General features: G+C 73.9%; 10 protein-coding genes. 4 read left to right on the top strand and 6 right to left on the bottom strand.

Translation table 11 applies throughout. The annotated features are described in order from the left end of the window. Positions 1-4: 4 nt before the first annotated feature. From AB0G59_RS16260 to AB0G59_RS16250, 3 genes are read right to left on the bottom strand one after another with little or no spacing between them, the layout of a single operon-like run. Positions 5-1,603: a carboxyl transferase domain-containing protein gene (locus AB0G59_RS16260; protein ID WP_360912005.1), complete on the bottom strand. Its 1,599-nt coding sequence runs from the start codon at positions 1,601-1,603 to the stop codon at positions 5-7. Beyond that, a complete protein-coding gene (locus AB0G59_RS16255; protein ID WP_360912003.1) occupies positions 1,600-3,291 on the bottom strand; it encodes an acyclic terpene utilization AtuA family protein in 1,692 nt (563 codons plus the stop codon). The genes AB0G59_RS16260 and AB0G59_RS16255 overlap by 4 nt, the downstream gene beginning before the upstream one ends. Positions 3,292-3,337: 46 nt before the next feature. Next, positions 3,338-6,337, bottom strand: coding sequence for an FAD-binding and (Fe-S)-binding domain-containing protein (locus AB0G59_RS16250; protein WP_360912001.1), 3,000 nt, complete (start codon positions 6,335-6,337; stop codon positions 3,338-3,340). A gap of 121 nt (positions 6,338-6,458) precedes the next feature. Between AB0G59_RS16250 and serC the strand changes: the two genes are divergently transcribed. Then, entirely contained in the window at positions 6,459-7,577 is a 1,119-nt protein-coding gene (gene serC, locus AB0G59_RS16245) for a phosphoserine transaminase (protein WP_360911998.1), read from the top strand. 46 nt (positions 7,578-7,623) lie between these two features. On the opposite strand, the gene AB0G59_RS16240 is transcribed toward serC, so the two are convergent. Together AB0G59_RS16240 and AB0G59_RS16235 are read right to left on the bottom strand one after the other, a co-directional pair. Next, entirely contained in the window at positions 7,624-8,643 is a 1,020-nt protein-coding gene (locus tag AB0G59_RS16240; RefSeq protein ID WP_360911997.1) for a hypothetical protein, read from the bottom strand. Between the two features lie 74 nt (positions 8,644-8,717). Next, positions 8,718-9,818 carry a citrate synthase 2 gene (locus AB0G59_RS16235; protein WP_360911995.1) on the bottom strand — a complete coding sequence of 367 codons (1,101 nt, stop codon included), beginning with the start codon at positions 9,816-9,818 and terminating at the stop codon, positions 8,718-8,720. 457 nt (positions 9,819-10,275) lie between these two features. Here AB0G59_RS16235 and pdxH point away from each other — a divergent pair, with 457 nt between their 5' ends. Both pdxH and AB0G59_RS16225 read left to right on the top strand, forming a co-directional pair. Continuing rightward, entirely contained in the window at positions 10,276-10,944 is a 669-nt protein-coding gene (gene pdxH / locus AB0G59_RS16230) for a pyridoxamine 5'-phosphate oxidase (RefSeq protein WP_360911993.1), read from the top strand. A gap of 452 nt (positions 10,945-11,396) precedes the next feature. Then, complete coding sequence (locus tag AB0G59_RS16225) at positions 11,397-12,764, top strand: PAS domain-containing protein (protein WP_071962579.1); 1,368 nt, start codon at positions 11,397-11,399, stop codon at positions 12,762-12,764. 24 nt (positions 12,765-12,788) lie between these two features. Here AB0G59_RS16225 and AB0G59_RS16220 read toward each other — a convergent pair whose 3' ends face one another. Then, complete coding sequence (locus AB0G59_RS16220) at positions 12,789-13,544, bottom strand: SIS domain-containing protein (protein ID WP_360911991.1); 756 nt, start codon at positions 13,542-13,544, stop codon at positions 12,789-12,791. Positions 13,545-13,742: 198 nt separating this feature from the next. Here AB0G59_RS16220 and AB0G59_RS16215 point away from each other — a divergent pair, with 198 nt between their 5' ends. Then, on the top strand, positions 13,743-14,435 hold the full coding sequence (locus tag AB0G59_RS16215; RefSeq protein WP_071962581.1) for a metal-dependent transcriptional regulator: 693 nt from the start codon (positions 13,743-13,745) through the stop codon (positions 14,433-14,435). Positions 14,436-14,976: the final 541 nt, after the last annotated feature.

Genomic DNA, 14,976 nt, shown 5'->3' with positions numbered 1-14,976 from the left:
AGCCTCACATCCGGAAGACACCGAAACCACCCCGAGCCCCCTGCACGGGCGCGCCGTGCACCGCCGACAGGCACAGTCCCAGCACCGTCCGCGTGTCCCGCGGGTCGATGACCCCGTCGTCGTACAGCCGCCCGGACAGGAACACCGGCAGCGACTCCGACTCGATCTGCCGCTCCACCATCGTGCGCAGCGCGGCGTCGGCCTCCTCGTCGTACGGCTGTCCCTTCGCCGCGGCCGAGGCGCGGGCGACGATGGACAGGACGCCGGCGAGCTGCTGGGGGCCCATGACGGCGGACTTGGCGCTGGGCCAGGAGAACAGGAAGCGCGGGTCGTAGGCCCGTCCGCACATGCCGTAGTGCCCGGCGCCGTAGGAGGCGCCCATGAGCACCGACAGGTGCGGGACCTTCGAGTTCGACACGGCGTTGATCATCATGGCGCCGTGCTTGATGATGCCGCCCTGTTCGTAGGCGCGGCCGACCATGTAGCCGGTGGTGTTGTGCAGGAAGACCAGCGGGATGTCGCGCTGGTTGGCCAACTGGATGAACTGCGCGGCCTTTTGCGACTCCTCGCTGAAGAGGACGCCCTGCGCGTTGGCGAGCACGCCCACGGGGTAGCCATGCAGCCGCGCCCACCCGGTCACCAGGCTCGTGCCGTAGCGCTGTTTGAACTCGTCGAAGTCGGAGCCGTCCACGATCCGGGCGATGACCTCGCGGGGGTCGAAGGGCTCCTTCAGATCGCCCGGGACGATGCCGAGGAGCTCGTCCCCGTCGTACAGGGGTGGTGCGGCGGGGTCCGGATCGGGGTGGGCCTTGCGCCAGTTCAGGCGGGCGACCACGCGCCGGGCCCGGCGCAGCGCGTCGAGTTCGTCGACGGCGAAGTGGTCCGCGAGGCCGGAGACGCGCGCGTGCATCTCCGCCCCGCCGAGCGACTCGTCGTCGCTCTCCTCGCCGGTGGCCATCTTCACCAGCGGCGGGCCGCCGAGGAAGACCTTCGCCCGTTCCTTGACCATGATGACGTGGTCGGACATGCCGGGGACGTACGCGCCGCCGGCCGTGGAATTGCCGAAGACCACCGCGAGGGTGGGGATGCCCGCGGCGGAGAGCCGGGTCAGGTCGCGGAACAGGCCGCCGCCGGGGATGAAGATCTCCTTCTGGCTGGGCAGGTCCGCGCCGCCCGACTCCACCAGCGAGATCACCGGCAGCCGGTTGGCGTACGCGATCTCGTTCGCGCGCAGGGCCTTCTTCAGCGTCCAGGGATTGCTGGCGCCGCCGCGCACGGTCGGGTCGTTGGCGGTGATCAGGCACTCGACGCCCTCGACGACGCCGATGCCGGTGACGAGCGAGGCGCCGACGGTGTAGTCGCTGCCCCAGGCGGCCAGCGGCGACAGTTCGAGGAAGGGGGTGTCGGGGTCGATCAGGGACTCGACGCGTTCCCGGGCGGTCATGCGGCCCCGGGCCCGGTGGCGGGCGGTGTACTTCTCGCCGCCGCCCGCGACCGCCTTGGCGTGCTCGGCCTCGACGTCGGCGAGCCTGGCCAGCATCGCGGCCCGGTTGGCCGCGTACCCGGGGGCGGCGGTGTCGAGCCCGGACGGCAGCACGGTCACAGCAGGACCTCCGGTATCCGCAGGTGCCGGGCGCGCAGCCATTCGCCGACGGCCTTGGCCTGCGGGTCGAAGCGGGCCTGGGAGGCGACGCCCTCGCCGAGGATGCCGTCGACGACGAAGTTCAGGGCGCGCAGGTGGGGCAGGACGTGCCGGGTGACGGCGAAGCCGGCGGTCTCCGGAAGCAGTTCACGGAACCGCTCGACGGTCAGCTCGTGCGCCAGCCACCGCCACGCGTCGTCCCCGCGCACCCACACCCCGACGTTGGCGCTGCCGCCCTTGTCCCCGCTGCGCGCGCCCGCGACGAGCCCGAGCGGGGCCCGCCGCGTGGGCCCGGCGGGCAGCGGCGGCGGCAGGACGGGCCCGTCCAGCGCTTCCGGTTCCGCGGCCCGTACGGGGGCCGGCAGCACCGGCACCCGGGTGCCGTCCGGGAGCACCGCCACGTGCCGCACGGTGTCCGCGTCGACGTAGGCCGCCTCGAACACCCCGTAGGGCGTCGGCTTCGCCGGCGGCGTCGCCACGTGGAAGCCGGGGTAGCTGGCCAGCGCCAGCTCGACGCAGGCGGCGTTCACGGCCCGGCCCACCTCCGGGTCGGCGTCGCGCACGACCAGCCGCAGCAGCGCGCTCGCCTCCTCCTGCACGGGCGCGTCCGCCCGGTCGGTGCGGGCCAGGCTCCAGCGGGCCTCGGCCGGGCGGCGGGCGGTGAGGACGCCGTCGAGCTGGGCGCGCACGAGGCGGGCCTTGGCGTCGATGTCGAGGCCGGTCAGGACGAAGACGACCTCGGTGCGGTGGCCGCCCAGCCGGGTGAGCCCCACCTTGAGCGCGGTCGGCGGGGACTCGCCGCGCACCCCGCTGATCCGCACCCGGTCCGGGCCGTCGGGCGCGAGGCGCACCGTGTCCAGCCGGGCCGTGACGTCCGGCCCCGGGTAGCGGGCGCCGGCCGTCTCGTACAGCAGCTGTGCCGTGACCGTCGAGACCGTGACCGCGCCGCCGGTGCCGGGGTGCTTGGTGATGACGGCCGAGCCGTCCGCGTGGATCTCGGCGAGCGGGAAGCCGGGCCGGCGCACGTCGTGCTCGCCGAAGAACGCGTAGTTGCCGCCCGTGGCCTGCGCCCCGCACTCCAGGACGTGCCCGGCGACGACCGCGCCGGCGAGCGGGTCCAGGTCCTCGGCGGTCCATCCGAAGTGCGCGGCGGCCGGGCCGGTGACGAGCGCGGCGTCGGTGACCCGGCCCGTGACGACCACGTCCGCGCCGGCCCGCAGGCACTCGGCGATGCCCGCACCGCCCAGGTAGGCGTTGGCGGTGAGCACGCCGTGGCCCCACCGGTCCTCGTCGAGGAGGTCGTCGCCGGTGACGTGGGCGACGCGCACGGGCACCCCGACCCGGTCGGCCAGCTCGGTGATGCGCTCGGCGAGAGCGGCGGGGTTGAGTCCGCCCGCGTTGGTGACGAGCCTGACCCCGCGGTCGGCGGCCAGGCCCAGCCCCTCCTCCAACTGGGCCAGGAACGTGCGGGCGTAGCCCCGGCCGGGGTCCTTGAGGCGGTCGCGGCCGAGGATCAGCATGGTCAGTTCGGCGAGGTAGTCACCGGTCAGTACGTCCAGGGGGCCGCCGGTGAGCATCTCGCGCAGGGCGTCGAACCGGTCGCCGTAGAAGCCGGAGGCGTTGCCGATTCGGAGAACGGGCACGGGCATGGCCGGAGCGTGGCACCGGCCGGGAAAACAAGCAAGCGTGCTTGCATTATTTTCGGCCGCCGGTGGCGGCCTCCCGCAGTGCTTCGGCGAGGATCTCGGCCGTGTGTCGCGCCCGCCTGTCGGAGAGTTGGCCGATCTGCGTACGGCAGGAGAAGCCGTCCGCGATGACCTCCGTGCCCTCGGGCGCCGCGCGCAGCGCCGGCAGCAACTGTTCTTCGGCGCAAGCCGCCGAAACCTCGTAATGGCCGGTTTCGAAGCCGAAGTTGCCCGCCAGGCCGCAGCAGCCGCCGCTCAACGGGCCGGTCATGCCCGCGCGTTCGCGCAGGCGCCGCTCGGCGGCGTCGCCCAGGACGGCGTGCTGGTGGCAGTGCGTCTGGCCGGCGACGGGCCGGTCGACGCGCGGCGGCCGCCAGTGCGGGGCGCGCTCTTCGAGGACCTGGGCGAAGGTGCGCACGGACGAGGCGAGGCGCCGGGCGCGCGGATCGCCGGGCAGCAGCTCGGGCACGTCGGTACGCAGGGCCGCGCTGCAGCTGGGCTCGAGGCCGACGACGGGCAGGCCGGCGGCGAGGGCGGGCGCCAGGACGTCGAGCGTGCGGCGCGCGACGGCCCGGGCGAGGCCGAGCTGGCCGGTGGAGACCCAGGTCAGGCCGCAGCAGACCGGCCGGGGCGGGACGGCCACGCGCAGCCCGGCGTCCTCGAGCACGGCGACGGCGGCACGGCCGGCGGAGGGGGAGAAGTAGGTGGTGAAGGTGTCGGGAAACAGCACGACCGCCGTGCCCGCGGCCCGGGCCTCGGCCCAGCCGGCGGCCGGCCGGCCGGCACGGGGGCGGCCGGTTTCGCCGGGGGCGAGCCGTGCCCCGGGGGTGTCGCCGGCCGGGCCGCGGCCGGTGGGGTGCCCGTCGGCGGCGTACGGCTGCCCCGCCGCCTGCGCCGTACGCCTGCGCCACCACCGGGTGAACGGCTCCGGTGCGAGCCGCGGGAGGTCCCGCTCGGGTGCGATCCCCGCCAGGCGCTTCACCGCCGCGGCCGACGGTTCGTGCGCGGCCAGGCGGTCGAGCAGCGGCGCGGCCGGCGCCGCCAGGCGCAGCCACAGTGGCAGCCACCCCATCGTGTAGTGCTCGGCGGGCCGGATCCGGCCCGCGTAGTGGTGGTGCAGGAACTCCGCCTTGTACGTGGCCATGTCCACGCCCACCGGGCAGTCGCTGCGGCAGCCCTTGCAGGACAGGCACAGATCCAGCGCCTCCCGTACCTCCTGTGAGCGCCAGCCGTCCGTCACCACCTCTCCGGCCAGCATCTCGTGCAGCAGCCGGGCCCGGCCCCGCGTGGAGTGCCGCTCGTCGCGGGTCACGCGGTAGGAGGGGCACATGACGCCGCCCGGAGGGGGCTGCGTGTCACGGCACTTGGCGACGCCCACGCACCGGCGGACCGCCGCCGTGAAGTCGCCGCCGTCACCCGGATAGCCGAACTCCACGTCGACGGGCCGCCGGGGCAGCACGTCGAACCGCAGGTTCTCGTCGAGGCGGTACGGGCGCACGACCATGCCCGGGTTCAGGCCGCCCGCCGGGTCCCAGAGGTCCTTGAAGCGCTCGAACAGCCGCACGACGTCGGCGCCGTACATCCGGGGCAGCAGCTCGGCGCGCGCCTGGCCGTCGCCGTGCTCGCCCGACAGCGAGCCGCCGTGCGCGACCACCAGCTCCGCCACCTCCCCGGAGAACGCGCGGTACCGGCGGATCCCCTCGGCGCTCAGCAGGTCGACGTCCAGCCGTACGTGCACACAGCCGTCGCCGAAGTGCCCGAAGGGGGCGCCGCGCAGCCCGTAGCGCCCCAGCAGGGCCCGGAACTCGCGCAGATACGCGCCCAGCCGCTCCGGCGGCACCGCACAGTCCTCCCAGCCGGGCCAGGCCTCGCCCCCGTCGGGCAGCCGGGTCGCGGTACCGGCGGCGTCCTCGCGCACCCGCCACAGCGCGCGCTGCGCCGCCGCGTCCTCCACGACGGCACGGCCCGTGACCGGCCCGTCGGCGGCCGCCGCGCGGCACAGCTTCCGCGCCCGGGACACCGCCTCGGCCGGCGTGGCGCCGCCCGTTTCGACGAACAGCCAGGCCGCCCCCGCGGGCAGGTCGCCGGCGCCCGCGCCCACCAGGTCGGCGGCCATGCCCTCGACCGTCAACGGCCCCAGCGGCAGCAGCGGATGGGCCGCGTCGGCCGCCGCGCTCTCGTCCGCGTAGCCGAGCACCGCCAGCGCCCGCGCGGCGGGCGGCTCGACGAGGCGGACCGTCGCCTGTGTCACCACCCCCAGCGTGCCCTCGCTCCCGGTGAACGCCCGGGCGAAGTCGGTGCGCCGCTCGGGCAGCAGGGCATCCAGGGCGTACCCGGAGATGCGCCGGGGCAGAACGGGGAAGCCGGTGCGCAGCAGCGCGAGGTCGCCCTGGACGAGGGCCCGTACGCCCTCCGCGAGCAGCTCGGGCACGCCGTCGTAGCCCCGGCCCAGGTGGGCCCGTTCGCCCTCGTAGGTCAGGACGTCCAGGGCGTGGACGTTGTCGGCCGTCGTGCCCCAGGCCACCGAGTGCGCGCCGCACGCGTTGTTGCCGATCATCCCGCCGAGCGTGCACCGCCCGTGCGTCGAGGGATCGGGCCCGAACGTCAGCCCGAACGCGCCCGCCGCCGCCCGCAGGTCGTCCAGGACCACGCCGGGCTGGACGACGGCGGTGCGGGCCGCGGCGTCGACGGCCACGATCGCGTTCATGTGCCGGGTGAAGTCCAGGACCACGCCCTCGCCCGTTGCCTGGCCCGCGATCGAGGTGCCGCCCCCGCGCGGCACCACCGGCACGCCGTGCTCGCGGCACACGGCCAGGACGGCGGCGACGTCGTCGGCGTCGCGCGGGGCGACCACCCCGGCCGGCACGCGCCGGTAGTTCGACGCGTCCATGGTCGTCAGGGCGCGGGCGGAGGACGTGAAGTCGACGTCGCCGCGCACGTGGGCCCGCAGTTGCGCCGCCAGGCCCGGAAACGGAGTGTCCGCGTCCCGGCGGCCGATGTGATCACCCATGGGCCCAGCCTGCCCACAGAACCGTCGGATACCGGCACAGTCGGCACATCCATCCTGTCGATTCCGTCTCATCGAGTGGACGTACAGCCACCACGCGTGGGGCGGCGATTAGGCTGCGGACGTGGCTGATATCCAGATTCCCGCTGACATCAAGCCCGCCGACGGTCGCTTCGGCGCGGGCCCCTCCAAGGTGCGTACGGAGGCGCTCGGCGCCCTGGCCGCCACCGGAACCTCCCTGCTCGGCACCTCCCACCGCCAGGCCCCGGTCAAGAACCTGGTCGGCCGCGTGCGCGACGGCCTCCGCGAGCTGTTCTCGCTGCCCGAGGGCTACGAGATCGTCCTCGGCAACGGCGGGTCGACCGCGTTCTGGGACATCGCCACGCACGGCCTCATCGAGTCCAAGTCGCAGCACCTGAGCTTCGGCGAGTTCTCCTCGAAGTTCGCCAAGGCGGCGAAGCTGGCGCCGTGGCTGCAGGAGCCGACGGTCATCTCCTCCGAGCCCGGCACGCACCCCGAGCCGCGCGCCGAGGCGGGGGCCGACGTCTACGCCTTCACCCACAACGAGACCTCCACCGGTGTCGCCGCGCCCATCAAGCGCGTCGCGGGCGCCGACGAGGGCGCGCTGGTCCTGGTGGACGCCACGTCCGGCGCGGGCGGGCTGCCCGTGGACATCACCGAGACGGACGTCTACTACTTCGCCCCGCAGAAGTCCTTCGCCGCCGACGGCGGGCTGTGGCTGGCGGCGTTCTCCCCGGCCGCCCTGGAGCGCGCCGCCCGCATCCACGCCTCGGGCCGGCACGTCCCCGAGTTCTTCTCGCTGCCGACGGCCATCGACAACTCCCTGAAGAACCAGACGTACAACACCCCCGCCCTCGCCACGCTGTTCCTGCTGGAGCAGCAGGTCGAGTGGCTCAACGGCCAGGGCGGCCTGGACTGGGCGGTGCGCCGCACCGCGACGTCCGCGCGGACGCTGTACGGCTGGGCGGAGGCGTCCAAGTACGCGACGCCGTTCGTGACGGACCCGGCCAAGCGTTCGGCCGTCATCGGCACGATCGACTTCTCCGAGGACGTGGACGCGGCGGCCGTCGCCAAGGTCCTGCGCGCCAACGGCATCGTGGACACCGAGCCGTACCGCAAGCTGGGCCGCAACCAGCTGCGGGTCGCGATGTTCCCGGCGATCGAGTCGTCGGACGTCGAGGCGCTGACGGTCTGCATCGACCATGTGATCGAGCGGCTCTAGGCTCTAGCCGTAGACCGGCCCCGGGAGGCGCTCCCGGGGCCCCGGCTCAGCCCGTCGGCCGGCGCAGCAGCTTCCGCAGGACGAGGACCAGCAGGGCCGCGACCACGACGGTCCCCGCCCCTATGGCGAGGGTGCGGTCGTGGTCGTCGCCCGTGGTGGAGGCCTTCTCGTCCGCCGCGTCACCGCCCTTGCCCGAGTCGCCGGGCTTCCCCGTGCTGTCGGGCAGCAGATCGTCGTCGAGCTCGACCGGGGTGACGCGGCTGTTGGCGCCCTCCGTCCCGTACATCAGCGTCCGCCCGTCGGGGGTGAACGTGACGGACTCGCCCTGCCGCTGCAGCGGGACCGTGGGTCGGCCGATCTCCTTGGGCCGCCCGTCCAGCCAGCGGTACACACGGGCCTCGAAGTAGCCGCGCACGACCAGCCGGGTGCCGTCCGGGGAGAACGCGCCGTCCGTGGCCCAGACGTTGATGTCGGCGACGCGCCGGAAGGTGTTCACGCCGGACGCCGACAGCTGCTCCGGCGCCTCGTACAGGGCGCCCTTGCCCGAGCGCTTCTTGCTGACGATGTAGACCCGGCCCGTCGTGGGGTGCACCATCAGCGACTCGGCGTCGCGCGGGCCGTCCTCGTAGCGGACGGTGAAGCGGGTCGGGGTGACGGTCGCGTCCTGCAGCGTCTTCGGCTCGGGGAAGCGGTAGATCCACACCTCCGGCCAGGTGCCGTCGAGGTTGTCCCCGGTGTCGCCGACGTAGATGTTTCCGTCGGGGCCGATCGAGATGGCCTCGACGTCCCGGGCGTCGATGCCGCCGAGCCGCACCGTCGCGACCGTACGGCCCGTACGGCTGTCCACCGCGAAGACGTTCGCGGCGTCGCCGCTGTCGTTGTGGGTCCAGTAGATGCCCGGGTGGAGGCGGCTGGCGGCCAGCCCGCTGGACTCCTTGATCCTCGGGTCCTGGATGGTGAAGGCGGAGGGCGCATCGCCGTCCGCCGCCGGGGCCGCCACCGCGGGCGGGGCGGCGGGCAGCGCTACCAGCGCGGCGATTCCGAGGGCGGGGAGGAATGGACGCATGGGCCAAGCCTGCCATCAGGGCGCGGCGGAGGGGCGCTTGCCACCCTTCGCCACGCCCTGACGTGTCCGCCGGCTCAGCCGGTGATGTCCGCGTACCCCTCCACCTCGCGCGGGTCGCGCGGTCCCGGGCCGACGTAGCGGGCCGAGGGGCGCACGAGGCGGCCGGTGCGCTTCTGCTCCAGGATGTGCGCGCTCCAGCCCGCCGTGCGGGCGCAGGTGAACATCGAGGTGAACATGTGCGCGGGCACCTCGGCGAAGTCCAGGACGATGGCCGCCCAGAACTCGACGTTCGTGGCCAGCACCCGGTCCGGGCGGCGGTTGTGCAGCTCCTCCAGCGCCGCCTTCTCCAGCGCCTCCGCGACCTCGAAGCGCGGCGCGGCCAGCTCCTTGGCCGTGCGGCGCAGCACGCGGGCGCGGGGGTCCTCGGCGCGGTAGACGCGGTGGCCGAAGCCCATGAGGCGCTCGCCGCGGTCCAGGGCGCCCTTGACGTAGGCGACGGCGTCGCCGGTGCGCTCGATCTCCTCGATCATGCCCAGGACGCGCGAGGGCGCGCCGCCGTGCAGCGGGCCCGACATGGCGCCGACCGCGCCCGACAGGGCGGCCGCCACGTCGGCGCCCGTCGAGGCGATGACGCGGGCGGTGAACGTGGAGGCGTTCATGCCGTGCTCGGCGGCCGAGGTCCAGTAGGCGTCGACGGCCTTGACGTGCTTGGGGTCGGGCTCGCCGCGCCAGCGCTTCATGAAGCGCTCGACGACGGTCTCCGCCTTGTCGATCTCCTTCTGCGGCACCATCGGCAGTCCCTGGCCGCGGGCCGACTGGGCGACGTAGGACAGGGCCATGACGGCGGCGCGCGCGAGATTGTCGCGGGCGGTGGCCTCGTCGATGTCCAGGAGCGGCTTGAGGCCCCACACGGGGGCGAGCATCGCCAGCGCGGACTGCACGTCGACGCGGATGTCACCGGAATGGACGGGGATGGGGAACGGCTCGGCCGGCGGCAGCCCGGGGTTGAACGAGCCGTCGACCAGCAGCCCCCAGACGTTCCCGAACGAGACGTCGCCCACCAAGTCCTCGATGTCGACGCCTCGGTAGCGGAGCGAACCGCCTTCCTTGTCGGGTTCGGCGATCTCCGTTTCGAACGCGACGACTCCTTCGAGTCCGGGTACGAAGTCGGACATCAGGCGGCTCCTCATGATGTGTTCGACAAGCGGCTGCCAGCCGCGCGGGCGGGGTCCGGGGTCTCCGGTTCCGGCCGGGCGGCCAGAGGGATTCCTGCTGCGGGTGTGCGTCGGGGGGTGTGCGTCCGGGTCGGCGCCGGATCGGTTACGCGGCAGCGTGCGCGGCTCGCGGTCCGTTCCGGTCAACCCGGTCATGCCCCGTGCGGCAGTACTTCACCCGGTACTTCACCCGGCCTCCGCAGAGGCCGTTCCGGGGCCGGACACGATAGCCGGTGGGGTACGGGTGCCACAGCCATCCACTCGTGATTTTGGGGGGTTCGGCACAGGTGGGGGAAGGTGATGTCCGGCACACCGCGCTTTTCCCCGGCGGCAGGATTACCGGCCGCCGATACGGGGCACATGAAGGGATCCGCTGTGCTGCTTTTCCTCGGACCCGCCGCTCCTGCAAGATGTGGCCGTGGCCCACTCCGACAAGTACGCGTTCGAGCACGACCTCGCCGCCATGCGCCGTCACTACCAGTTCGAGGGCCTCGCCGAGCGGGCCCTGGCCGCCGGCCCGTACGAACAGTTCGCGCGCTGGTTCGGCGAGGCGGCAGCCGGCGAGCTGTACGAGCCCAACGCCATGGTCCTGTCCACCGCGGACGCCGCCGGACGGCCCAGCTCCAGGACCGTCCTGCTCAAGGGCTACGACCCGCGCGGCTTCGTCTTCTACACCAACTACCGCTCCCGCAAGGCCAGGGAGATCGCCGTCAACCCGCGCGTGTCGCTGCTCTTCCCCTGGTACCCCCTCGCCCGGCAGGTCGTCGTCACCGGTACCGCCGAGCGGGTGGACCGCGAGGAGACCGCCGCGTACTTCCGCACCCGCCCCTACGGCTCGCAGATCGGCGCCTGGGCGAGCGAGCAGTCGACCGTGGCGGCCGGACGCGCCGATCTGGACGCGGCCTACGAGAAGATGACGGCCCGCTATCCGCAGGGCGAACACGTGCCGGTGCCGCCGCACTGGGGCGGCTTCCGGGTGACCGCGGAGACGGTGGAGTTCTGGCAGGGGCGGGAGAACCGCCTGCACGACCGGCTGCGGTACGTGCGCACGGGCGACGACTGGCGGGTGGAGCGCCTGTGCCCATGAAATCCAGCCCGTCTGGGGGCACCTCCCAGCGGTAGCTGGGGGAGATTGAGGACCGGGGTCCGGGGCGGAGCCCCGGGAATAGACGCAGACGATCCGTGGGCCCGCTACCCCGCGCCGCACAAGCGGCGCAGGGTGCCGAGCGGACGACTCGGCGGCCCACGGATCGGGTGACTGCATGGGATTGGCCGGCGGAGCCGGCATTGCGCTGTGCGCGACGACGGGCGCTAGCCCGCAGTCACCTCACGCGTCCGGAAAGAAATCATGTCCCGAACCACCTCCCTTCTCGTGTACGCCCCAGCCTAGGAAGAGGCTCCGGCGACGACAACGGAATTTCCGTGGGCACCGATTTCGCCGAAGACGGTGTGGTGCCAGCCGGTGTCGAGTTGAATGCCGCTCGTGCAGGACATGCAGGGCATGCTCCACCCGCAGACGCGTTCAGCAGGGGGTACCCGGTGACCGCTCCACACCAGTCCGGCCCCGCCCGTCACGAGGCGGCCGCGGACAGCGACGACCACGTCCTCCTCGCCGCTCTCCTCGACGGCATGGACGCCGCGCTGTGCGCCTTCGACGCGGACGGCACGGTCACCCACTGGAACCGCGAGGCCGAGCGGATACTCGGCTGGTCCGCGAAGGAGGCCGTCGGCCGGCACGGCCTCGCCGGCTGGGCGCTGCGCGAGGCGGACGCGGAGGAGGTCACCGGGCGGCTGCTGGGCGCGATGAAGAACCCGGGCCGGCAGGTCGACGAGTTCGCGTTGCTCACCAAGGGCGGCGGACGGGTGCTCGTGCGCGTCCAGTCCTGCGCCGTGCCCGGCGAGGACGGCAGCCCGGCGGGCGTCTACTGCGCCTTCAGCGAGGTGCACACGCAGATCGACCTGGAGCGCTCGGTCGCGCTGAGCGAGGCGCTGTTCGGCGAGGCCTCCTGGGGCGTGGTGCTCGTCGACGCCGACCTGCGCCCGGCCCTCGCCAACGCCCACGCCGCCCGCGCCCTGCGCACCAGCCGCACGGCCCTGCTGGGACGGCCGCTGGGGGAGCTGCTGGACCAGGGCGTGGAGGAACTCGAGGGCGCCCTGCAGCACGTCCTCGCGGCCGGCGCGCCGCCCGCGCCCACCGAACTGTGGGTGACCGTCCGGGACCAGGGCACCGGCGTCGCCCTGCCGGAGCGGCGCTGCTGGCGCAGCGGCTTCCTGCGGCTGGCCACGCCCCTGGTGGAGGAGCCCGTGCCGCTGGGCGTGGCCTGGCTCTTCCTCGACGTGACGAAGACGCGGCTGGCGGAGCAGGAGAGCGCGCGGCTGCGGTTCCGCGGCAGCCAGCTGCACCGGGCGGGGCGGGCGGTCGCGGAGTGCGAGGACCCGATGGAGGCGGCGGCGCTCTACATGGACTTCGCCCTCGCGGGCTTCGCCGACCACGCCCTCATCGACCTGCTGCCCGACCCGGAGCCCGCACCGGAGGCGCCGATCCGGCTCGTCCGCGCCGCCACGACGCCCGCCGGCGCCCCCGGACAGGCCGCGGTGCCCGGCGGAGGCGGCCTTCCGGTGCCGTACATGGCCGGGCACCCGGCGCTGCAGGCGGTCGAGCGCTGCGGCTCGGTGCGGGCGGCCACCGACCGCAGCGAGGGCTGGGCGGCGGCCCGCAAATGGCCGGACGGCACGCGGCACGGCCTGTCGACGGCGCTGCGCAGCCGGGGGCGGACGGTCGGGGTGGTGACGTTCCTGCGGGGGCCTTCGCGGCGGCCCTTCGACCGGGCGGACGCGATCTACGCGGAGGACATCGCCTCGCGGGTGGCGGCGTCGGTCGATCTGGCGGTGGCGGTCGCACGGTAGGTGCGCGGCCGCCGGCCGGTGCGCCTAGTGCCGGAAGAAGATCCGGTCGCCGTACTCGTCGAGCAGACGGCCGTTCCACTCGTGGCCGCCGTCGATGTTGCCCGAGCGCAGCATCGGCGGGTCGATGCCGCGGGCGGCCAGCTCGGTGGCCGCCGAGGCGACGACGGCCTGCATCAGGGCGCTGGTGACGACGGTGGACGCCGGGCCGAAGGGCGCCGCGATGCCGTCGGCGGACAGCTCCGCGTCACCGGTCGCGATCTTGTTGTCGAGGACGAGGTCGCAGTGGTCCTTCAGGAAGGTGCCGGACGCGTGCCGTGACCTGGTCTCCCGGGCGTAGGCGAGCGAGGTGACGCCGATGACCTTCAGGCCCAGGGCGCGGGCGTTCAGGGCCATCTCGACGGGCAGGGAGTTGCGCCCGGAGAGGGAGATGACGATCAGGACGTCGCCGGCCCGGGCGGGGCTGGTGTCCAGGACCGCCCCGGCGAGGCCGTCCACGCGCTCCAGGGCGCTGCCGAGCGTGGCGGGCATGATGTCGATGCCGACCGTCCCCGGCACGGCGAGCAGGTTCATCAGGGCCAGGCCGCCCGCGCGGTAGACGACGTCCTGGGCGGGGAGCGAGGAGTGGCCGGCGCCGAAGACGAAGATCCGGCCGCCGTCGGCGACGGCGTCGGCGAGCAGGGCCCCGGCGGCGGCGATGCGGTCGGCCTCCTCGTCGCGGACCCGCCGCAGCAGGGCGATCGCGGCGTCGAAGAACTGCCCGGCAGGCTTGCTCTCGCTCATCGCTGCGGGACTCCTTGGGCTCGATGGGGGCTCGGCGCATTCTCCCGTGGCGCCGCCCGTGGCGCGGATCACGTTGCGGTGTGGACGGCCGGGCTGTCAATACGGCGGGGGCGGCCAGCACCGTACGCGGTCCTGTTGTCGGTGGTATGCGTCAGAATTGAGTCCAGGGCCAGCGCACGACTTATCGAGGGGCACGGCATGTCCGGACTGATCGACACCACGGAGATGTATCTCCGCACCATCCTTGAGCTGGAAGAGGAAGGTGTGGTTCCCATGCGCGCCCGCATCGCCGAGCGGCTCGATCAGAGCGGCCCGACGGTGAGCCAGACGGTGGCCCGCATGGAGCGGGACGGGCTGGTGTCCGTCGCCGGGGACCGGCACCTGGAGCTGACGGAGGAGGGCCGCCGGCTGGCGACCCGCGTGATGCGCAAGCACCGCCTCGCGGAGTGCCTGCTGGTCGACGTGATCGGCCTGGAGTGGGAGCAGGTGCACGCCGAGGCCTGCCGCTGGGAGCACGTGATGAGCGAGGCCGTCGAGCGGCGGGTGCTGGAGCTGCTGCGCCACCCGACCGAGTCGCCGTACGGCAACCCCATCCCGGGCCTGGAGGAGCTGGGCGAGAAGGCCGAGGCGGACCCGTTCCTGAACGACGGCATGGTCAGCCTGATGGACCTGGAGCCCGGCACCGACGGCAAGACCGTCGTCGTACGCCGCATCGGGGAGCCGATCCAGACGGACGCCCAGCTCATGTACACGCTGCGGCGCGCCGGGGTGCAGCCGGGCGCCGTGGTCAGCGTGACGGAGTCGCCCGGTGGGGTGATGGTGGGCAGCAGTGGCGAGGCCGCCGAGCTGGCGTCGGAGATCGCCTCCCACGTCTTCGTCGCCAAGCGCTGACCGGCCTCGACGCCGGGCGCGCGCCGCCCGCGCCGGGTACGTATGCCGCGTTACGTAAAGCTGCCGAGCCGCTGCGGAAACGGCGCGGCCGGGCCCGAGCCGTGCGACGCTGGCGCTGAGTGCTGAACGCATATGCGCGCGCCGCCGACCGGGGAGGGGTTCGGATGAGGCCAGCGGGCCGCACGGCCGCCCCCCGCCCGGGTGCCGGGGGCCCCATGAGCACAGCCCCCGGCGGCGGTGGCGGCCGTGCGCGTGCGGGCCGCTGCCGCCCGGGGGACGTCCGGGCCGTGCACGGCGTGAACGTGATGAAGGGGCCCCGGCGCCCTCACGGGCAGCCGGGGCCCCACCTCCCCGTTTTCCCCCGTGGCGCCCCGGAGCCCCGAGCTCCCAGGGTGCGCCTCGCGGACCTTCTTCCCCGAGCGGTCCGCGCCCAGGTCGATTTCTCCCCTGGGCGCAGACGGTCAATCCTTCCGCCCGGTCACTCGAACGAGGGGTGTTGCGCGCGACAACGGTTCATTCGAATGGAAGTTCCATAAGGTGG

Source organism: Streptomyces sp. NPDC021096 (assembly GCF_040641275.1).
Taxonomy (GTDB): domain Bacteria; phylum Actinomycetota; class Actinomycetes; order Streptomycetales; family Streptomycetaceae; genus Streptomyces.
The sequence above is the reverse complement of the archived record's forward strand: the minus strand, read 5'-3'. Positions and strand labels throughout refer to the sequence as shown.

Coding starts and splice junctions, on each gene's coding strand:
- AB0G59_RS16250 (WP_360912001.1), bottom strand. CDS start 6,337: ATGGGTGATCACATCGGCCGCCGGGACGCGGACACTCCGTTTCCGGGC.
- AB0G59_RS16220 (WP_360911991.1), bottom strand. CDS start 13,544: ATGAGCGAGAGCAAGCCTGCCGGGCAGTTCTTCGACGCCGCGATCGCC.
- AB0G59_RS16235 (WP_360911995.1), bottom strand. CDS start 9,818: ATGTCCGACTTCGTACCCGGACTCGAAGGAGTCGTCGCGTTCGAAACG.
- AB0G59_RS16215 (WP_071962581.1), top strand. CDS start 13,743: ATGTCCGGACTGATCGACACCACGGAGATGTATCTCCGCACCATCCTT.
- AB0G59_RS16255 (WP_360912003.1), bottom strand. CDS start 3,291: ATGCCCGTGCCCGTTCTCCGAATCGGCAACGCCTCCGGCTTCTACGGC.
- AB0G59_RS16240 (WP_360911997.1), bottom strand. CDS start 8,643: ATGCGTCCATTCCTCCCCGCCCTCGGAATCGCCGCGCTGGTAGCGCTG.